Genomic DNA, 17,435 nt, shown 5'->3' on the forward strand with positions numbered 1-17,435 from the left:
AGTCACCTCATGACCACGGTTCTCACCGGCCTGCTCGCCGCGGCCGACGACAAGCCCTCCTACGACATCGCGTTCGCGCCCCCGGAATGGGTGCTCGTGATCCTCGGCTTCACGATGGTGCTGGTCTTCATGACCCTGATCATGACCAAGCGCCTCACGCCCATGGTCGCGCTCATCCTCGTGCCCACGGTGTTCGGGCTCTTCGCCGGCGCAGGGCTGGGACTCGGCGACATGATCCTCGACTCGATCGGCAAGATGGCCCCGACCGCGGCGCTGCTGATGTTCGCGATCATGTTCTTCGGCATCATGATCGACGTCGGCCTGTTCGACCCGCTCATCCGGGTGATCACCCGCGTGCTGGGCGACGACCCGGCCAAGGTCATCATCGGCACGGCGCTGCTCGCCGGCGCCGTGTCGCTGGACGGAGACGGATCCACGACCTTCATCATCACGACCTCGGCGATGCTGCCGATCTACCTGCGTCTGGGCATGAGCCCCGTGGTGCTCACCTGCGTCGCGGGCCTCATGAACGGCACGCTCAACATCGTGCCGTGGGGCGGTCCCACGGTGCGCGCGGCCACGGCGCTGGGCCTGCAGCCGACCGACGTGTTCGTGCCGATGCTGCCCTCGCTGGGCGTGGGACTGGTCGTCGCGCTCGGGTTCGCCTGGATGCTCGGCCTGCAGGAGCGGCGCCGCCTCGGCGCTCTCGACGAGAGCCGCCTGACCGGCACCGCCGACGGCGGCCTGCTCGCCGCCGTGCCGGCCATCTTCCGGGGCGCCGACGCCAAGCCGGGCGCCCGTGCGTCGCTGCGCACCGGCAACATCGTCACCGTCGCCGGCGGCCACGGGCCGGTCGCCGCGGTGGGCGTCGACCCGGCCGACACGGCGATGGCGGACACCATGCTCGACCCGAACCGCGCGACCCTGCGGCCGCGACTGATCTGGTTCAACCTCGTGCTCACCGTCGCGGTGATGGTGCTGCTCGTCATCGACATCATGCCCCTGCCCTACGTGTTCATGGTCGGCGCAGCGGTGGCGCTGCTCGTGAACTTCCGCAAGCTCAAGGACCAGGCGTCCGAGATCGTCGCCCATGCGCCGAGCATCGTCGGCGTGGTGTCGATGGTGATCGCGGCCGGCGTGCTCGTCGGCGTCCTGACCGGCACCGGCATGGTCGACGCGATGGCGAACTGGATCACGAACGTGCTGCCGCCGTCGCTCGGCCCGTTCCTCGCGCCGATCACGGGCGTCCTGTCGATCCCGTTCACGTTCTTCATGTCGAACGACGCGTTCTACTTCGGGATCCTGCCGGTGCTGTCGCAGAGCGCCGCGCACTTCGGCATCGACCCGGTCGAGATGGCCCGCGCGTCGATCACCGGCCAGCCCGTGCACCTGCAGAGCCCGCTCGTTCCCGCGATCCTGCTGCTCGTGTCGCTCGCGAGCGTGAACCTGGGCGACCACCACCGCAAGGTGCTGTGGCGCGCTCTCGTGGTCTCGCTCGTGATGCTCGCCGTCGGGATCCTCACCGGCGCGATCCCGTTCTTCGTCGCACAGTGAGCTCGTCCGGCCGGGACGCCCTGCGCTGACACCCGCACTGACGCCCAGGCTGCGACGATCAGCACAGCCCGTGACGATCAGCACACGGATCCGAAGAATCCGTGTGCTGATCGTCGCATCGTGTGCTGATCGTGGCAGGCGGGACGGGGATCCGGTCCGCCGGGGACGGGGCCGGCGCGTCGGACGCCGGTCTCAGAACAGCGCCTGCGGCAGCGCCCCCTCGTGCTCCAGCAGCCAGCGCTTCGTCCGCAGGCCTTCGCCCGGGGTCCCGCCGGAGTAGCCGCCGAGTCCGTCGCTCGCGACCACGCGGTGACAGGGCACGATGATCGGGATCGGGTTGGCCCCCATGATGGATCCGATCGCGCGCGCGGGCACGGAGGTGCCGCTGCGCTCGGCGAGCTCGCCGTAGGTGACGGTCTCGCCATGCCGGACGCCGTCGTACAGCGCGTGCAGCACCGCGTTCGTGACGTCGGGCTGCGCCCCGAGATCGAACGGCACGTCAAAGGCCGAGAGCGCGCCGGCGAAGTACGCCTCGAGCTGGGCGAGCGCCTCGGCGAGCAGCGGATCCCGCGCCGCTCCCCCGGTCGCACCGGCAGCCGCGGGCGCTCCGAACCCCGGGCGCGGCCACGTCACCCGCCGCACCGCGACGCCGTCGCTGTGCACCTCGAGCAGCCCCACGGGCGTCACGATCCAACCGGAGAAGCTCACCCGGCGATCGTACGCCGGGGTCCCGACACCACGGCGCGGATCCGCCCCGTCCTGCCGTCTCGCCCCCGGAGCGTGACGATCAGCACACGCTGTGACGATCGGCACACGGATCCCCGTCAACGCGTGTGCTGATCGTCGCACCGTGTGCTGATCGTGACGGCCCGCGGATCGTCGCCGGGACCCGGATCAGCCCGGCCCGGATCCGCCCGGCCCGGATCCACGGCGGTCACCGGCCCCTGTCACACTTCCGCGCCCGGATCCGACATCCCTGATGAGAGCCGCACGCCCGGCGACGAGATCCGTCGCCGGCGCCGGCGACGAGAGGAACGACGATGACCAGGATCGACATGGGCCGCACCAACAAGCTCGGCTACGCCGCGGTGCTCGGACTGGAGGCGTACTCCCGCAAGAGCGTGGAGCCCCGGCTGTACGAGCTGATCAAGCTGCGCGCCTCGATCCTCAACGGATGCGGGTTCTGCGTCGACATGCACGCGACCGAGGGCGCCAGGCGCGGGATCCCGCAGCGCACCCTGCACGCGGTGGGCGCCTGGCAGCACGCCCAGGGCTTCTTCGAGGAGAAGGAGCTCGCCGCGCTCGCGCTGACCGACGCGGTCACGCGGCTCGGACCCGACACCGTGACGGACGAGATCTGGGATGCGGCGGCGCAGCACTTCGACGAGGGCGAGCTCGGCGCCCTCGTGCTGGCGATCTGCACGATCAACGTGTGGAACCGCGTCGCGATCGCCACCCGCATGGTGCCGCCGATCGACGGCAAGCACCCGATCGTGTGAGCGCGGTGCGACGCCAGGACGGTACCGTGAGCGCATGACCCTCGTCTCGCCCGCCACCCGCGCGTGGCAGGCCGAGCGGGGGCGCCTGATCGGCATCGCCTACCGCATGCTCGGCGACTACGGTCACGCCGAGGACGTCGTGTCCGAAGTCGCGATCGAGGCCCTGCAGCAGGAGCGCAGCGAGGGATCCGAGCCCTCCGGATCCGGGTCCGCGGGACGCGTGCGGTCGTGGCCCGCGTGGCTCACGACCGTGTGCGTGCGGCGCTCGATCGATCGGGTGCGCGCCCTCGCCGCCGTGCGGGAGGAGTACGTCGGCCCGTGGCTGCCGGAGCCCGTCGCGACCTCGCGGCTGCCCGAGGACGCGGTCGCCGACCGGGAACTGCTCTCCCTCGCCCTGCTGCACATGGCGGAGCAGCTGGCGCCCGACGCGCGTGCGGCCGTCGTCCTGCACCGCGCGTTCGGCATGACGGCCGGGGAGATCGGGCGGATCCTGGAGCGGACGCCGGCCGCGGTGCGGCAGCTCATCTCGCGCGGCGAGCGCCGGCTGCGCCTTGCGGACGACCCGGCGACGACCCGCGCCGCGGATCCTGCCGCCCTCGGCGCGCTGCTCGCCGCCGTCGAGTACGGCGACGTCTCGGGGGTGCTCGCCCTGCTCGCGGACGACGCGATCCTCTGGAACGACGGGGGCGGCAGGGTCAGCGCCGCACGCAACCCGATCTTCGGCGCCGATCATGTGCGGCGCTTCCTCGTCGGCGTGCTGCAGAAGGCGATCGCCGACCCCGCGCTGCCGTTCTCCGTGCAGCGGCTCGACATCAACGGCGAGCCGGCGATCGCGTTCCTGCGCCCCGACCGCACCGACGTGCTCACGCTCGAGTTCGGCGACGACGGACTCATCCACGGGCTCCGCCAGGTGTGCAACCCGGAGAAGCTCACCCGGGCGTTCTGAGCGCGCCCGGCGCCCCTCCCGGACACCGCCGCGTCCGGCCGCCGACCCCCGGCGCCGGCTCGGCTCGGCTCGGCTCGGCTCGGCTCGGCTCGGCTCGGCTCGGCTCGGCTGTGACGATCAGCACACCTCGCGCCGATCAGCACACGGATCCAGGTCGACACGTGTGCCGATCGTCACACCCTGTGCTGATCGTCACACACGGCAGAACGAGCCGCCCCGCCCCTGGCGGAGCCCCCAAGCCCCGGCGGCACCCGCTCAGTCGAGCAGGTGCCGGGTGTACCGCGCAGGCGCGTCGAGGAACGAGCGCCAGTGCTGCACGAGCTCCAGATCCTCCCAGGCCGCCGGGCGGAGGCCCCACGCGCCGACCTCGAGGATCGTCGCGCCGGGAAGCGCGGCGAGCACGGGCGAGTGCGTGGCGCAGAGCACCTGACCGCCCTCGTCGGCGATGCGGCGCAGCACGGCGATGAGGCTCAGCGTCGACGAGAACGAGAGCGCCGCCTCGGGTTCGTCGAGGCAGTAGAACCCCGGGTCCTTGAACCGGGATCCGAGCAGTGCGAGGAACGACTCGCCGTGGCTCATCTCGTGGAACGGCACGTCGGGCAGACCCGTCGACGGGTTCTCCTCGAGGTAGGTGTAGAAGGAGTGCATCGTCTCGGCGCGCAGGAAGAAGCCCCACCGGTCGGCTCCGACGCCGCGCTGGATCCGGAGCCAGTCCGACAGCGGCGACTCCGTGGGTCGGGTGCGATGCCGCGCCTGCCGGGATCCGCCCTCGGGCGACAGCCCGTACGCGATCGCGATGCCCTCCACGATGGTCGATTTGCCGCTGCCGTTCTCGCCCACGAGGAACGTGATGCCGGGATCCAGCTCGATGCCGTCCCGCAGCACCTGGGCGACGGCGGGGATGTTCCGCGGCCAGTCCCCGCCCGGCCCCGGGGCGTCGTCCGCCGGGTGTACGGCGACGACCGGCTGCTGCCGGCGGCGCCGGCTGCCCGCGTTCCAGAACGGATCCATGACGCTCCTCGCACGATCGGGGTCGGATCCATTCTGCGCGCGCCCGCCGACACCGCGGCATCGGCGCCGTCAGCCGATCCCCAGATCGATGCCGGAAGGATGGTTCCATGAGCCAGGCGACGAGGGATCCGGTCGGGGCCCGGCGCACCGCACCCCGCCGGGGCGCGATCGTCGCGCTGCTGGTGACCGCCGTCGCGCTGGTGGCGATCGTGCTGCTCGGCGCGGTCCCCGGCCCTCTCGGCACCGCGATCGCCGTCGTGCTGCCCTGGCTCGGGTTCGCGCTCGTCCCTCTGGTAGTCGGCGCGCTGCTCGTGCGTCCGCGGACCGCCTGGATCGCCGCGGTCCCCGTCGTCGCCTGGACCGTCGCACTGTGGGGATTCCTGCCCGTGCCCTGGCAGGGCGGCCCCGGAGCGGGAGACGGACTGCTCGTCGCCACGCAGAACGTCGAGGCCGGATCCGGCACCGGGGCGGCCTCGGCGCGGACACTGGCCGCCGACGGGGCGCAGCTCCTCGCGTTCACCGAGCTGGACGCCGACTCGGGTGCGGCGATCGCGGACGAGCTCGCCGACGCCTACCCGCACGCGTACCGCGTGGGCACCGTGGGCGTGTGGAGCAGGTACCCGATCGTCGATCAGGAGGCGCTCGACCTCGGGCTGGGGTGGAAGCGGGCCCTGCGGGTGACCGTGGAAGCGCCGAGCGGACCGGTGAGCGTCTACGTCGTGCACGCCGCATCGCTGCGCCCCGGCGCGCAGAGCGCACGCGACGGCATGCTGTCCGCGCTGGGCGAGCGGATCCGCGATGACCGCACCCCGCGCGTCGTCGCGCTCGGCGACTTCAACGCCGTCTCGACGGATCCGGCACTCGCGTCGATCTCCCGCGAACTCGGCGAGGCGCGCTTCGGCGGTCTCGCGCCGTCGTTCACCTGGCCCGCCTCGTTCCCCGCCGTGCGGATCGACCACGTCTTCCAGCGCGGCTTCGCCGAGGCGGCGGCGAAGACCGCCGCGGCCGGACGCAGCGACCACCTCGCCATCATCGCCGCGTTGCGGCGCTGATCGCCTCGCGGGCGGATCCGCAGGGATCGGATCCGCCCGCGGCCGTCAGCCGACGACCAGGAGGACCCGGGCGTCGTCGGCGACGGCCCCGGGTCCGGGGACAACCGCGCCGTCGCCCCTCGTCTCATCCGGCAGCACCAGCGCCTCCATCGCCGTCGCGGTGCTGCCTCCTGCGCTCACCCTTCCCGATCGCACGACCAGCGCGCGCACGTCGGCGGGCAACGGGGTCGTGCCGTGCAGATCGGAGAACACCAGCGACGGAGTCGCGCGCGCCGGCGCCGAGGACAGCACCAGCACCCGGCTGAGCTCCGCCGCGCGCAGCCGGGGGCGGTGCAGCTCGAGGAAGGCCCCTGCGTAGTGCATCACCCGCTCCTTGCGCAGGCCCACGGCGGCTCCCGGCCCGATCCCGACCTGCGGCCCGCCGATTCCGGCCAGCACATGCGCCGCATCCGGCGGCAGGTGCAGGATCCCTTCCGGTCCGCGCAGCTCGACGAGCTGCAGCATCCAGTGCAGCTCGCCGTTGGCGCCCCAGGTGCCGCAGATCTCGCGCACGTGCCCGCCGCCCGCGACGAGCCCTCGCCGGGGCAGGTCCCGCAGGCGCGTGAGCCTGGTCGGGGCCGGCCCCGGAGCGAAGGTCGTCGCAGCCACCGGGTTCAGGCCTTCGCGCCGGTGAGGACGTAGCCCTCTTCGCCGTGCACCACGGTGTCGAGGCCCGCGATCTCGTCCTCGTCCTTCACACGGAAGCCGAGGGTCTTCTCGATCACGAACCCGATGCCATAGGCCAGGACGAAGGAGTACACCAGCACCGCACCGGCCGCGAGCGCCTGCGCCGCGAGCTGCGCGAAGCTGCCGCTGTAGATGAGGCCCGTGCCGTTGGCGAAGACGCCGAGGTAGAGCGTGCCGATGATGCCGCCGACGAGGTGGATGCCGACCACGTCGAGGGAGTCGTCGAAGCCGAGCTTGAACTTCAGATCGATCGCGAGCTGGCAGACGACGCCCGCGAGGAGTCCGAGCACGACCGCCCAGATCGGCGTCAGCGATGCGCAGGCCGGCGTGATGGCGACGAGGCCGGCGACCGCACCGGAGGCGGCCCCGACCGAGGTCGGCTTGCCGTTGCGGATCTTCTCCATCAGCAGCCAGCTCAGCAGCGCGGCGGCGGGGGCGGCGATCGTGTTCACGAAGGCGACGGCGGCCGTGCCGTCGGCGGCGAGCTCGGAGCCGGCGTTGAACCCGAACCAGCCGAACCACAGCAGGCCCGCGCCCAGCAGCACGAACGGCGGGTTGTGGGGCACGTCGGCGCCCTTCTGGAAGCCGAGGCGCTTGCCGAGCACGAGAGCGAGGGCGAGGGCCGCGGCTCCCGCGTTGATGTGCACCGCGGTACCGCCCGCGAAGTCGATCGCACCGACCCCCAGCATGTCCTGCAGGCCGTGCGTGACCCAGCCGCCGTAGGCGAAGGAGCCGTCCTTGTTCAGGCCGAAGTTGAAGACCCAGCTCGCGACGGGGAAGTAGACGACGGTCGCCCAGATGGCGGCGAAGACCATCCAGGATCCGAACTTCGCGCGGTCGGCGATGGCGCCGGAGATGAGGGCGACCGTGATGATCGCGAAGGTGGCCTGGAAGGCGACGAACGCGAGCGGCGGGTAGGCGGCGTCCTTGGGGACCTCGAGCAGGTTGGAGAGCCCGATCGACGACCAGTCGATGGCCCACGGCGCGACCGTGCCGTGGTTGCCGGGGAAGGCGATCGCGTAGCCGTAGATGACCCACAGCACGCCGATGAGGCCGATCGCACCGAAGCTCAGCATCATCATGCTGATGACGCTCTTGGCCTTGACGAGGCCGCCGTAGAAGAACGCCAGACCTGGCGTCATGAGCAGCACGAGGGCTGCACAGATCAAAACGAAGGCGGTATTCCCCTGATCCATGGGTCCGCTCCTCTCTCAGTGAGAACGCTCCTGCAGCGTCGGGTGGAGTCAGACTCCCACCGGCGCGTTTCGGGCCGACGCGCGCTATGTTTCCGGGGCGTTTCGCCGGGCGCGCCCGCTGTGAACATGCGGTAAATCCCGCTCCCCGGTGCGCCGCGGAAGGACTGCGGAGAAGATTGGTCAGCATTCGCTGTATAGTCAGTGTGTGCTGACCATCGCGACTCGAGTGGACGTCATGAACCGGCTCGGCCGGGCCCTGGCCGACCCCACGCGCTCCCGGATCCTCCTCTCGCTCCTCGAGGCGCCCGGCTATCCCGCGCAGCTCGCGCGGGATCTCGACCTCACCCGCACGAACGTGTCGAACCACCTGTCGTGCCTGCGCGGCTGCGGCATCGTCGTCGCCGAGCCGGAGGGACGCCGGACGCGCTACGAGATCGCCGACCCGCATCTCGCCGCCGCGCTCACCGCGCTGGTGGAGACGACGCTCGCCGTCGACGAGGACGTGCCGTGTCTCGATCCGGCCTGCACCGTCCCCGGCTGCTGCGCGACGGGCTCCGCCTCATGACGCTCGCGGTCGCGCCCGGCCGTGTCGCGGTGCTGCGCCGGCGCATCCGGATCGTGGTCGCGATCACCATCACCTGGAACGTCGTCGAGGCGGTCATCGCCTTGGCCGCCGGAGGCGCGGCGTCCTCCGCGGCGCTGATCGGGTTCGGGCTGGACTCGATCGTCGAGGTGCTCTCCGCCGCCGCGGTGGCCTGGCAGTTCGCCGCGCCGGATCCGCAGCGGCGCGAGAAGGCCGCCCTGCGGATCATCGCGATCTCCTTCTTCGGCCTCGCCGCGTACGTGGTCGTGGCTGCCGGGCTCTCCCTGTTCGGGCTCCGGGAGGCCGCGCACTCGCCGATCGGCATCGCGCTCGCCGCCCTCAGCCTCGCGGTGATGCCGTTCCTCAGCTGGTTCGAGCGACGCACCGGGCGCGAACTGGGATCCGCGTCCGCGATCGCCGACTCGAAGCAGACGCTGATCTGCTCGTACCTGTCCGCCGCGCTCCTGGCCGGGCTGCTGCTGAACAGCCTGCTCGGCTGGGCCTGGGCGGACTCCGTCGCCGCGCTCGTGATCGCGGGCTTCGCCGTGCGCGAGGGCATCGAGGCGTGGCGCGGCGACGCCTGCTGCGCGACGCCCCTGTCCGCGCTGACCGGCGAGCGGGATCCCGAGCCGTGCGACGACGACTGCTGTGCGCGTCCTGCCGGATCCGCCCCGAAAGGGTCCGTGGGGCTCACCCTGTCACCCGGGCGCCCGCGCGACTGAGGAATGCCCGCGGCCTGCGCCGCGACCCATGCTCCACGACGCATATGCCCCCGCGTAGCGTGAGCACCAGCGATCGGCGCCCGCCCTTGGCTTCCGCCCCGGCTCCGGCCGGAGACCCGTTAGGCGCGCATGACCCTCGCATCCGTCGGCACTCCCCCCTCCCGCCTCGGCCCCGTCCGGCAGACGTACGCCACGCAGGGGGATTTCCCTCCGGTCGCCCGCGCCTTCGTCGAGGTGTCCCAGGTGGTGCGGGAGACCGGCCTGCTGCGGCGGACGCCCTGGTTCTATGCGATGGTCGGGGCCGCGATCGCGTTCGCCTTCGCCGGGGTCGCCACCGGATTCGTGCTGCTCGGCGACAGCTGGTTCCAGCTGCTCATGGCCGCAGCGCTCGGGATCCTGTTCACCCAGGTCGCCTTCCTCGCGCACGAGGCCGCGCATCGGCAGATCCTCTCCACCGGGCCCGCGAACGACCGGCTGGCACGCGTGCTGGCCGCGGTCGTCGGCATGAGCTACTCCTGGTGGGACTCCAAGCACAGCCGGCATCATGCCAACCCGAACCGGGTCGGCAAGGATCCCGACATCGAGGTCGACACGATCTCCTTCCTGGAGGAGGACGCGGTCCAGGCCCGCGGGCTCCGACGGCTGATCACGCTGCGGCAGGGCTGGCTGTTCTTCCCGCTGCTGACCCTGGAGGGCCTGAACCTCCACGTCCTCAGCTTCCGGCACCTCGTCGGCCGCGGACCGGTGAAGGCCCGCTGGGCGGAGATCGGCATGGTCGCCGCGCGCTTCGCGCTGGTGCTGACCCCGATCTTCCTGCTGCTCCCGCTCGGCATGGCGTTCGCCTTCCTCGGAGTGATGCTGGCGGTCTTCGGCGTCTACATGGGGGCGTCGTTCGCCCCCAACCACAAGGGGATGGCCGTGATCGCACCGGACGCACGGCTGGACTTCTTCAGCAAGCAGGTGCGCACGTCGCGCAACATCCGCGGCGGCTGGTGGGCGACCGTGCTGATGGGCGGCCTGAACCACCAGGTCGAGCACCACCTCTTCCCGAACATGTCGCGGCTGAACCTGGGCCGGGCCCGCGAGATCGTCCGCGACTACTGCGCCACGCACGACGTGCCCTACACCGAGACCTCGCTCTGGCGCTCCTACGCGATCGTCATCGACTACCTGAACCGGGTGGGCCTGGCCGCGCGGGATCCGTTCGACTGCCCGATGGCCTCGGCGTACCGGCGGGCCTGAGCGGCGTCAGGCCGCGTCCGCTCGGGCGAGCCCCGGCGCCGCGCGCGAGCCTGACAGGATGAGGGCATGCGTGCAGTCGTCTTCGATGCGATCCGATCCCAGCCCGAGGTGAGAGAGGTCCCGGAACCGCAGGTTCCCGCAGACGGCGTTCTCGTGCAGGTCTCGGCCACGGGGATGTGCCGGAGCGACTGGCACGCCTGGGCCGGGCACGACGACATCGCCCTCCCTCATGTGCCGGGGCACGAGCTCGCGGGCGTCGTCGTCGCCGTCGGGCCGCAGGTCGCGCGCTGGCGGATCGGCGACCGCGTGACCGTGCCGTTCGTGTGCGGCTGCGGGCGCTGCGAGTGGTGCCTCTCCGGCAACGCTCAGGTGTGCCCCGATCAGCAGCAGCCCGGCTTCACGCACTGGGGCTCCTTCGCCGAGGTCGTCGCCCTCCATGCCGCCGACGTGAACCTCGTCGCCGTTCCCGACGACGTCGACTTCGCCACGGCGGCGAGCCTCGGCTGCCGGTTCGCCACGGCCTTCCGCGCCGTCGTGGGCCGCGCCAGGGTGCGCGAGGGCGAGTGGGTCACGGTCGTCGGGGCCGGCGGGGTCGGCCTGAGCACGGTGATGATCGCACGGGCGCTCGGCGCACGGGTGATCGCCGTCGACCGCAATCCCGAAGCGCTCGCCGTGGCGCGCGAGGTCGGAGCCGAGCACGCACTGCTCGCCGACGGCACAGACATCCCGGCCGCCGTCGCCGCGCTGACCGGCGGAGGCAGCCAGATCTCCGTGGATGCGGTCGGCAGCGAGCAGACCCTCGCCGACGCGATCCACTCGCTGCGCCGGCGCGGCAGGCACGTGCAGATCGGCCTGCTCCCCCCGGTCGACGGACATCCCCGCGTGCCCATGGACCGCGTGATCGGCTGGGAGCTCGACCTGCTCGGCAGCCACGGCATGGCCGCAGCCGACTATCCCGCGATGATGGCGCTGATCGGCGAGGGGCGTCTGGCCCCGCAGCGCCTCATCGAGCGCACCATCGGCCTCGAAGAGGCCGCGGCGCTGCTGCCCGCCTTCGACCGGGCGACGGTCGCGGGAATGACGATGGTGGATCCGCGGCGCTGATCGCGTTCCGCGCAGGAGGCAGATGCGCCCGGCGACGTGCTGCCGGCGCCGCCGCTCGGCGGCCCCGATCAGCGCCGCAGCGCGGCCGGGCGGGGCAGCCCGAGCTCCTCGATGAGGTCGCCGAGGGCGCGGTCGAGCTCGGCGCCGGCCTGCGTGATCTTGTTGACGCCGAAGCCGGCGAGCCGCGCGCCGGGCGCCTCGAAACTCAGCGTGGTGCCCGCGGCGGCGGAGGTGTGCATCTCGATGCGCAGCGGCGCGTAGAGCATCGTGCCGGGGTCGTGCCGGAACAGCCGCGCGGCGATCCCGTGGTGCGCGATCAGCCAGACCGCGCTGCGCGCACCGCCGCCGGCGTGCTGCATGAGCGCATCGGGGCGCGACGTCCAGACCCGGACGAACCCGCTCGGCGCCTCCCACTGCAGCCCGCGCACGAACCCCGCCCAGTCGCCGCCGCGCACCTCGGCCAGGGCCTGCTCCTCCGGCAGCGCGGGGACCGCGGCCTCGAACGCCCCGAGCAGCGCGTCGAACTGCGCGTTCGTCTCGAGCCGGATCCGCCGTCCCGCCTGTGCGAAGACGGTCTCCTCCGCGTCGTAGCTCACGTCACCATCCTCTCGCAGCCGCCGACGCCCCGGGGCCGGACCTCGGGCATACCGGACGCCGCTACCCTCGATCAGGGAGAGGACGGATCCGAGATGGCAACCGAAGAGCACTCGTCGCGCGTGAACGCATCGCGCCGGCAGAGCCGCGCCCGCGTGATCACCCTGGCGCGGATCATGCTCCCGACCTGGGACGGATCCCTTCCGGCGCTGACCGCCCAGCTGCGCCGTGAAGCCGGCCTGGGCGACGGCGCCTTCCGGACGCTGTTCCCGGGCGATCGCGATCTCCTGCACGCCGTCGATCACGAGCTGCTCGAGGAGTGCGCCCAGCGCGTGCGCTCGGCCGCCGAGTCCTTCGATCCGGATGAGCATCCGGACGAGGCGCCGGAGGTCGCGATCTCCGCCGCGCTCGCCCGCGCCCGCCCCCTCGACTGGAGCTCGCTCACGATCCGGCTCCGCGAACGACAGCTCGCGGCGTCGACCGGAGCACGCAGCGAGGACGTGATCGAGTCGGAGCGCGCGTTCCTGCCCGCACTCCTCGAGGCCTTCGAGCTGCTGCTCGCGCGGATCGGCCGCCGATTCGAGTGGCAGCCCGCGCTGGGCGTGCGGGTCGTGATCCTGACCTACGAGCGCTCCTTCGAGTCGTGGATCCTGTCCGGCGGCAACGAGAAGTCGTTCCCGGAGTCGAGCTACGTGCGCCACACCCTCCCCGCCCTGCTGCTCGGCGTGAGCCGCCCGCTGGACTGACGCCGGCGCGGGTCAGCCCCGGCGGCCGCCCTCGGCCGGCTCCGCCGACCCGTGCCCGGCCACGGTCAGCCGGAGAGTCCCGTCATCCGCATGGTGATGTTGATGCGGCCGCTGTCGAGGCCGCATCCCTCGGGCGCGGTGGAGGGATGCACCCGGGTGACGCCGTGATAGGCGAGCCGCGATGCGCCACCGAAGACGAAGAGGTCGCCCGAGCGCAGCGACAGATCGGTATACGGTCTGCCGCGGTTCTCGGTGTTGCCGAACCGGAACGTGCAGGTGTCGCCGATCGACAGCAACACGATCGGGGCGAGGGACTTCTCGTCCCTGTCCTGGTGCATGCCCATGCGCGCGGCGTCGTCGTAGAAGTTCGCCAGCGCGGTGTCGGGGGTGTACGCGGCCACCTGTTCATCCGAGTGGCCCGTATCGGCCAGCGCCCGGCGCCCCAAACGCACCATCCAGTCGGGGAACGGCAGCACGCGCTCGCCGTTCACATCCGTCGCCTCCCGCGTGTAGCGGTACGGCTGCCAGTGCCAGCCGAGACAGACGGTGCGCACGGACATCTCGTGGCCGCGGACCTTCGCGGCCCGGATCGGCACGGGTCCGGCCGTCCATTCGCGGAAGCGGGCGACGATCCACTGCTGCTGATCGAGCGTCAGCCAGCCCGGGAGCAGGACGGCGCCGGGGCCGGGGCGCTCCGGGCCCCGGGGCGCCTCCATGTCGGGGGTGAACAGCGTCATGCCGCGCACCCCTCGGCCGTCGCCGTGCTCATGCCGCGGCCTCCAGCGCGAGCAGGGCGGTCTTCGCCTCGAGCCCTCCGATGTACCCGCCCAGCGTGCCGTCGGTGCGCAGCACCCTGTGGCACGGCACGACGACGGGAAGCGGGTTGGTGGCGCAGGCGGTGCCGACGGCGCGCACCGCCTTCGGATTGCCGACGAGCTCGGCCATCTGCTTGTAGCTGCGGGTCTGCCCGTACCCGATCTCGGGGAGGTGCCGCTGCACCAGCTGCCGGAAGCCGTGCGAGAGCGACAGGTCCAGCTCCAGGTCGAACCGCTCCCGGGTGCGGGCGAAGTACTCGTCGAGCTCGCGGGCGGCGGCGTCGAGCCGCTTCGGCGCCCGGAGCACGCGCGGGCTGAGCCGCACCGCGAGGTCTTCGAGCACGCTGTCGTGGTCCTCGATCGCATAGGCGACGCGGACGAGCCCCCGCGGGGTCGCCGCGAGCAGCAGCGGCCCGACCGGGCTGTCGACGGTCGTGTAGGCGACGTCGACGAGGCCTTCCGTCTGCGCCGCGGCCTCCAGCCGACGATGCAGCGCAGCCATCGTGCCGGAGTCGATGGACGCCGGCAGGACGCCGACCGCGTCGGCGTCGGGGATGTGCGTCAGGTCGTTCATGGTCTTGCTCCCTCCTGGTTCACGCCCGGATAGGTCCTTCTGAGGGTCTTCATGCCGTCGGCGGCGGCGCGGCGCGCCGCCTCCACCGTCCCGCCGAGGATCGCCGCGATCTCGGCGTACGACATCCCGGCGAGGTACCGGTAGGTGATCGCCTGCCGCTGCCTGCCCGGAAGCGCCGCGACGCTCGCCCACAGGTCGTCGTCCCCCGCGCCGGGGATGCCGAGCGCACTCGGCGCGTCGGGCAGCTCCTCAACGGGCAGCGGGGCTCGCCGGGCCGCCCGGTGCACGTCGATCGACTTGCGGCGGGCGATCGTCACGAGCCACGCCTCGACGTTCGCGGTCTCGGGGAGCCCCGGGTAGGCGCGCATCGCGGCGAGGAACGTCTCCGACCAGGCGTCATCGGCGTCGTGGATCCCGAGCAGGGACCGGCAGACGCGCAGCACGGTGACCCCGTGCTGCTGCACCACTGCTTCGAACGGCTGTCTCATGTCCCTCCCCCTGAAGTCTCTCGTCTTGGTATCCGTCTGTGCTCTGAAGACGCACACCACGGCCGGAACGTGAGATCGGATCCGGAATCCGCCCGACCGCTTCGCGGCGCGGCTCCCCGCACTCGACGCAACTCAGGCCGGATCCGTGCCCGCGGCCGATTTCACCCGCAGAACCGGGGGCTTTGTGAAATCCAGCCTGAGTTCGGTCGCGCCGTCGCCGGTCACCGGAGGCGACGCGCCCGCCCGCGAGAAGAGATTCCCGCCCGTGTGTCCGGATCCGATGGCCTCGTTCGACGGAACAGGTGAAGGGGCCGGAAGGCGGCCCCGCGACGGAAGGACAGGAAGATGCGCAAGATCGTGGCATTCGAGCACATGACGCTCGACGGGTACGTGTCCAGCGGCAAGGGGATGGGGTTCGAGTGGACGAACCGCGCGTACGACGCGGAGCTCTCCGCCTACGCGCAGCACATCCAGGAGGACTTCGACCTGCCCGTCTACGGCCGGGAGACCTATCTCGGGATGTACGGGTACTGGAGCACCCAGCCGACCGCGGAGAGCACGCCGGTGGAGCGCGAGCACGCGGAGTGGGTCAACGCGGTCGAGAAGATCGTGGTGTCGACCACGCTCGAGTCGGCCGACTGGAACAACACCCGGCTCGTGCGCGGGAACCTCGCCGAGGAGTTCGGCGCCCTGAAGGAGCAGTCCGGGGGGACGATCGCGATCTACGCGAGCCCGAAGCTCGTGCACTCCTTCCTCGAGCTGGGCCTGATCGACGAGTTCCGCGTCGTCGTGCACCCGGTCGTGATCGGCGGCGGCACGCCGCTGTTCCCCGCGGGCACCGAGCTCGACCTGAGACTCGAGGAGTCCCGCTCGTTCGCGGCCGGTGCGACCTACCTGCGCTACGGCGTGGCCTGAGAGAGGATCGGACCATGCGATACCTGCTGCTGATCCGTCCCGACATCGACGAACTGCCCGCCGACTGGGCGCCCGACGCCCGGCTCGAGGAGGAGATGGGCCACCTGCTCGAGGAGATGACCAAGGCGGGCGTGCTCCTGGACACGGCCGGTCTCCGTCCCCCCGAGGAAGGGGCCGTGCTCCGGCTCGCCGGAGGGGCCGTGACCGTCGTCGACGGGCCGTTCACCGAGTCGAAGGAGATGGTGGGCGGCTACTGCCTGCTGCAGACGCGGACCCGCGACGAGGCCGTCGAATGGGGCACGCGGTTCCTGCGCATCCACGGCCCCGAGTGGACGATGGCCCTCGAGCTGCGCGAGCTCGACGGCGAATGACGGCGTCCGACCCGCCCGTCGACCGCGCGGTCCCGCGCGCGGTCGACGCGGCGTGGCGGATCGAGTGGCCGCAGCTCGTGGCCGTGCTGACGCGCCTCGTGGGCGACATGACCCTGGCCGAGGATCTGGCGCAGGACGCGCACGTCGCGGCGCTGGAGCAGTGGCCCCGCGACGGCGTGCCGGCCAATCCCGGCGCGTGGCTCACCGTCACGGCGAAGCGGCGGGCGATCGACCGGATCCGCCGGGATTCGACGCTCGCGCGCAAGCTGCCGCTGCTGGAGGGCGAGATCCTCTCCTCCCTCGACACGGGCTCGTCCGATCCCGCCGCGGCCGTCGACGAGGAGATCTCCGACGACCTGCTGCGGATGCTGTTCACGGCCTGCCATCCGGCGCTCCCCCGCACCTCGCAGGTCGCGCTCACGCTGCGCATGGTCGGCGGGCTGACGACCGACGAGATCGCCCGGGCGTACGTGACCGCCACCCCGACGATCGTGCGCCGCATCTCGCGCGCGAAGAAGACCATCCGGGACGAGCACATCCCCTACGAGGTGCCGAGCGGTGCGGAGCTCGCCGAGCGTCTCGATGCCGTGCTCGAGGTCGTCTATCTCGTGTTCAACGAGGGGTACGCGGCGACGGCCGGGGACGACTGGATGCGGATCGATCTCTGCACCGAGGCGCTGCGGCTCGCGCGCGTCCTCAGCGGGCTGCTCCCCGCCGAACCGGAGGTCGCGGGCCTCGCGGCGCTGCTCGAGCTGCAGGCGTCCCGGCTGCGCGCCCGGTACGACGCTGCCGGTTGCCCCGTGCTGCTGCGCGACCAGGACCGCACCCGGTGGGACCGCCTGCTGATCCGGCGCGGCTATGCCGCCCTCGCCCGCGCCCACACGCTCGCCCGCGATCGCGGGCGGCCGCCCGGCCGGTATGCGCTGCAGGCGGCGATCGCCGCCGCGCACGCGATGGCGCCGACGCAGCCGCAAACCGACTGGCGACGGATCGCGGGCCTCTACGCCGTGCTCGCCGCGCGGTTCCCCTCGCCGATCGTCGAGCTCAATCGTGCGGTCGCCGTGGCCGAGCTGCACGGCCCCGCGGCGGGACTCGAGCTCGTCGATGCGGTCGTCGCAGGCGGGGCGATCGACGACTACCACCTGCTGCACGCCGTGCGCGGCGACCTGCTGCTGCGGCTCGGGCGGACGGCGGAGGCGGGCCGGGAGCTCGAACGGGCCGCCGGGCTCACCGCGAACACGGTCGAGCAGGCGCTCCTGCTCGACCGTGCCGCGAGACCCGGGGCCCGTTGAGCGGC

The 17,435-nt window shown here is 72.2% G+C and carries 20 protein-coding genes; 12 read left to right on the forward strand and 8 right to left on the reverse strand.

Annotated features, from left to right (window positions below; all coding sequences use genetic code 11):
- The first annotated feature begins 9 nt into the window (after window positions 1-9).
- Window positions 10-1,554, forward strand: a complete 1,545-nt coding sequence (locus WFJ01_RS14035; RefSeq protein WP_336629385.1) for a CitMHS family transporter — start codon at window positions 10-12, stop codon at window positions 1,552-1,554.
- 192 nt (window positions 1,555-1,746) lie between these two features.
- Here WFJ01_RS14035 and WFJ01_RS14040 read toward each other — a convergent pair whose 3' ends face one another.
- Complete coding sequence (locus WFJ01_RS14040; RefSeq protein ID WP_336629386.1) at window positions 1,747-2,262, reverse strand: methylated-DNA--[protein]-cysteine S-methyltransferase; 516 nt, start codon at window positions 2,260-2,262, stop codon at window positions 1,747-1,749.
- Between the two features lie 332 nt (window positions 2,263-2,594).
- Here WFJ01_RS14040 and WFJ01_RS14045 point away from each other — a divergent pair, with 332 nt between their 5' ends.
- Both WFJ01_RS14045 and WFJ01_RS14050 read left to right on the forward strand, forming a co-directional pair.
- A complete protein-coding gene (locus WFJ01_RS14045; RefSeq protein ID WP_292885564.1) occupies window positions 2,595-3,053 on the forward strand; it encodes a carboxymuconolactone decarboxylase family protein in 459 nt (152 codons plus the stop codon).
- Between the two features lie 34 nt (window positions 3,054-3,087).
- Complete coding sequence (locus WFJ01_RS14050) at window positions 3,088-3,999, forward strand: sigma factor-like helix-turn-helix DNA-binding protein (protein ID WP_336629387.1); 912 nt, start codon at window positions 3,088-3,090, stop codon at window positions 3,997-3,999.
- A gap of 255 nt (window positions 4,000-4,254) precedes the next feature.
- On the opposite strand, the gene WFJ01_RS14055 is transcribed toward WFJ01_RS14050, so the two are convergent.
- Window positions 4,255-5,010, reverse strand: a complete 756-nt coding sequence (locus WFJ01_RS14055) for an AAA family ATPase (protein WP_336629388.1) — start codon at window positions 5,008-5,010, stop codon at window positions 4,255-4,257.
- Between the two features lie 107 nt (window positions 5,011-5,117).
- Between WFJ01_RS14055 and WFJ01_RS14060 the strand changes: the two genes are divergently transcribed.
- Window positions 5,118-6,062 carry an endonuclease/exonuclease/phosphatase family protein gene (locus tag WFJ01_RS14060; RefSeq protein WP_336629389.1) on the forward strand — a complete coding sequence of 315 codons (945 nt, stop codon included), beginning with the start codon at window positions 5,118-5,120 and terminating at the stop codon, window positions 6,060-6,062.
- Between the two features lie 45 nt (window positions 6,063-6,107).
- On the opposite strand, the gene WFJ01_RS14065 is transcribed toward WFJ01_RS14060, so the two are convergent.
- Together WFJ01_RS14065 and WFJ01_RS14070 are read right to left on the reverse strand one after the other, a co-directional pair.
- Window positions 6,108-6,710: a hypothetical protein gene (locus tag WFJ01_RS14065; RefSeq protein ID WP_336629390.1), complete on the reverse strand. Its 603-nt coding sequence runs from the start codon at window positions 6,708-6,710 to the stop codon at window positions 6,108-6,110.
- Between the two features lie 5 nt (window positions 6,711-6,715).
- Window positions 6,716-7,984, reverse strand: coding sequence for an ammonium transporter (locus WFJ01_RS14070; RefSeq protein WP_251438946.1), 1,269 nt, complete (start codon window positions 7,982-7,984; stop codon window positions 6,716-6,718).
- A gap of 205 nt (window positions 7,985-8,189) precedes the next feature.
- On the opposite strand from WFJ01_RS14070, the gene cmtR reads away from it, so the two are divergent.
- The 4 genes from cmtR to WFJ01_RS14090 all read left to right on the forward strand — a co-directional run bounded on the left by cmtR (window position 8,190) and on the right by WFJ01_RS14090 (window position 11,635).
- On the forward strand, window positions 8,190-8,549 hold the full coding sequence (gene cmtR, locus WFJ01_RS14075) for a Cd(II)/Pb(II)-sensing metalloregulatory transcriptional regulator CmtR (RefSeq protein WP_336629391.1): 360 nt from the start codon (window positions 8,190-8,192) through the stop codon (window positions 8,547-8,549).
- Window positions 8,546-9,289: a cation transporter gene (locus tag WFJ01_RS14080; protein ID WP_336629429.1), complete on the forward strand. Its 744-nt coding sequence runs from the start codon at window positions 8,546-8,548 to the stop codon at window positions 9,287-9,289. Before cmtR ends, WFJ01_RS14080 begins: the two co-directional genes overlap by 4 nt.
- 129 nt (window positions 9,290-9,418) lie before the next feature.
- On the forward strand, window positions 9,419-10,531 hold the full coding sequence (locus tag WFJ01_RS14085; RefSeq protein WP_336629392.1) for a fatty acid desaturase family protein: 1,113 nt from the start codon (window positions 9,419-9,421) through the stop codon (window positions 10,529-10,531).
- A 66-nt stretch (window positions 10,532-10,597) separates the two neighbouring features.
- Window positions 10,598-11,635 carry a zinc-dependent alcohol dehydrogenase family protein gene (locus WFJ01_RS14090; protein WP_336629393.1) on the forward strand — a complete coding sequence of 346 codons (1,038 nt, stop codon included), beginning with the start codon at window positions 10,598-10,600 and terminating at the stop codon, window positions 11,633-11,635.
- 68 nt (window positions 11,636-11,703) lie between these two features.
- Here WFJ01_RS14090 and WFJ01_RS14095 read toward each other — a convergent pair whose 3' ends face one another.
- The gene (locus WFJ01_RS14095) at window positions 11,704-12,231 is read right to left on the reverse strand and encodes a hypothetical protein (RefSeq protein ID WP_336629394.1); all 528 of its coding nucleotides are present in this window, start codon (window positions 12,229-12,231) and stop codon (window positions 11,704-11,706) included.
- A gap of 93 nt (window positions 12,232-12,324) precedes the next feature.
- Here WFJ01_RS14095 and WFJ01_RS14100 point away from each other — a divergent pair, with 93 nt between their 5' ends.
- Window positions 12,325-12,975 (forward strand): hypothetical protein, encoded by a 651-nt coding sequence (locus WFJ01_RS14100; RefSeq protein ID WP_292885601.1) that lies wholly within the window; start codon window positions 12,325-12,327, stop codon window positions 12,973-12,975.
- 65 nt (window positions 12,976-13,040) lie between these two features.
- Here WFJ01_RS14100 and WFJ01_RS14105 read toward each other — a convergent pair whose 3' ends face one another.
- From WFJ01_RS14105 to WFJ01_RS14115, 3 genes are read right to left on the reverse strand one after another with little or no spacing between them, the layout of a single operon-like run.
- Entirely contained in the window at window positions 13,041-13,712 is a 672-nt protein-coding gene (locus WFJ01_RS14105; protein ID WP_336629395.1) for an alpha-ketoglutarate-dependent dioxygenase AlkB family protein, read from the reverse strand.
- 28 nt (window positions 13,713-13,740) lie between these two features.
- Window positions 13,741-14,364, reverse strand: coding sequence for a methylated-DNA--[protein]-cysteine S-methyltransferase (locus tag WFJ01_RS14110; protein ID WP_442928052.1), 624 nt, complete (start codon window positions 14,362-14,364; stop codon window positions 13,741-13,743).
- Window positions 14,361-14,852, reverse strand: a complete 492-nt coding sequence (locus WFJ01_RS14115; protein WP_336629396.1) for an RNA polymerase sigma factor — start codon at window positions 14,850-14,852, stop codon at window positions 14,361-14,363. Before WFJ01_RS14115 ends, WFJ01_RS14110 begins: the two co-directional genes overlap by 4 nt.
- A gap of 345 nt (window positions 14,853-15,197) precedes the next feature.
- Between WFJ01_RS14115 and WFJ01_RS14120 the strand changes: the two genes are divergently transcribed.
- From WFJ01_RS14120 to WFJ01_RS14130, 3 genes are read left to right on the forward strand one after another with little or no spacing between them, the layout of a single operon-like run.
- Window positions 15,198-15,767, forward strand: a complete 570-nt coding sequence (locus WFJ01_RS14120) for a dihydrofolate reductase family protein (RefSeq protein WP_336629397.1) — start codon at window positions 15,198-15,200, stop codon at window positions 15,765-15,767.
- Window positions 15,768-15,781: 14 nt separating this feature from the next.
- Entirely contained in the window at window positions 15,782-16,138 is a 357-nt protein-coding gene (locus WFJ01_RS14125) for a YciI family protein (RefSeq protein WP_292885637.1), read from the forward strand.
- Window positions 16,135-17,430 carry an RNA polymerase sigma factor gene (locus WFJ01_RS14130; protein ID WP_336629398.1) on the forward strand — a complete coding sequence of 432 codons (1,296 nt, stop codon included), beginning with the start codon at window positions 16,135-16,137 and terminating at the stop codon, window positions 17,428-17,430. The genes WFJ01_RS14125 and WFJ01_RS14130 overlap by 4 nt, the downstream gene beginning before the upstream one ends.
- The last annotated feature ends 5 nt before the right edge of the window (window positions 17,431-17,435 follow it).

Origin of the sequence: Microbacterium sp. MMO-35 (assembly GCF_037147555.1) — a bacterium.
Taxonomy (GTDB): Bacteria; Actinomycetota; Actinomycetes; order Actinomycetales; family Microbacteriaceae; genus Microbacterium.

What these genes read in the sequence shown, in the direction of transcription:
- WFJ01_RS14035 (WP_336629385.1), top strand. Translation starts at nt 10, where the DNA reads ATGACCACGGTTCTCACCGGCCTGCTCGCCGCGGCCGACGACAAGCCC.
- WFJ01_RS14045 (WP_292885564.1), top strand. Translation starts at nt 2,595, where the DNA reads ATGACCAGGATCGACATGGGCCGCACCAACAAGCTCGGCTACGCCGCG.
- WFJ01_RS14050 (WP_336629387.1), top strand. Translation starts at nt 3,088, where the DNA reads ATGACCCTCGTCTCGCCCGCCACCCGCGCGTGGCAGGCCGAGCGGGGG.
- WFJ01_RS14055 (WP_336629388.1), bottom strand. Translation starts at nt 5,010, where the DNA reads ATGGATCCGTTCTGGAACGCGGGCAGCCGGCGCCGCCGGCAGCAGCCG.
- WFJ01_RS14060 (WP_336629389.1), top strand. Translation starts at nt 5,118, where the DNA reads ATGAGCCAGGCGACGAGGGATCCGGTCGGGGCCCGGCGCACCGCACCC.
- WFJ01_RS14070 (WP_251438946.1), bottom strand. Translation starts at nt 7,984, where the DNA reads ATGGATCAGGGGAATACCGCCTTCGTTTTGATCTGTGCAGCCCTCGTG.
- WFJ01_RS14080 (WP_336629429.1), top strand. Translation starts at nt 8,546, where the DNA reads ATGACGCTCGCGGTCGCGCCCGGCCGTGTCGCGGTGCTGCGCCGGCGC.
- WFJ01_RS14085 (WP_336629392.1), top strand. Translation starts at nt 9,419, where the DNA reads ATGACCCTCGCATCCGTCGGCACTCCCCCCTCCCGCCTCGGCCCCGTC.
- WFJ01_RS14090 (WP_336629393.1), top strand. Translation starts at nt 10,598, where the DNA reads ATGCGTGCAGTCGTCTTCGATGCGATCCGATCCCAGCCCGAGGTGAGA.
- WFJ01_RS14100 (WP_292885601.1), top strand. Translation starts at nt 12,325, where the DNA reads ATGGCAACCGAAGAGCACTCGTCGCGCGTGAACGCATCGCGCCGGCAG.
- WFJ01_RS14105 (WP_336629395.1), bottom strand. Translation starts at nt 13,712, where the DNA reads ATGACGCTGTTCACCCCCGACATGGAGGCGCCCCGGGGCCCGGAGCGC.
- WFJ01_RS14110 (WP_442928052.1), bottom strand. Translation starts at nt 14,364, where the DNA reads ATGAACGACCTGACGCACATCCCCGACGCCGACGCGGTCGGCGTCCTG.
- WFJ01_RS14115 (WP_336629396.1), bottom strand. Translation starts at nt 14,852, where the DNA reads ATGAGACAGCCGTTCGAAGCAGTGGTGCAGCAGCACGGGGTCACCGTG.
- WFJ01_RS14120 (WP_336629397.1), top strand. Translation starts at nt 15,198, where the DNA reads ATGCGCAAGATCGTGGCATTCGAGCACATGACGCTCGACGGGTACGTG.
- WFJ01_RS14125 (WP_292885637.1), top strand. Translation starts at nt 15,782, where the DNA reads ATGCGATACCTGCTGCTGATCCGTCCCGACATCGACGAACTGCCCGCC.
- WFJ01_RS14130 (WP_336629398.1), top strand. Translation starts at nt 16,135, where the DNA reads ATGACGGCGTCCGACCCGCCCGTCGACCGCGCGGTCCCGCGCGCGGTC.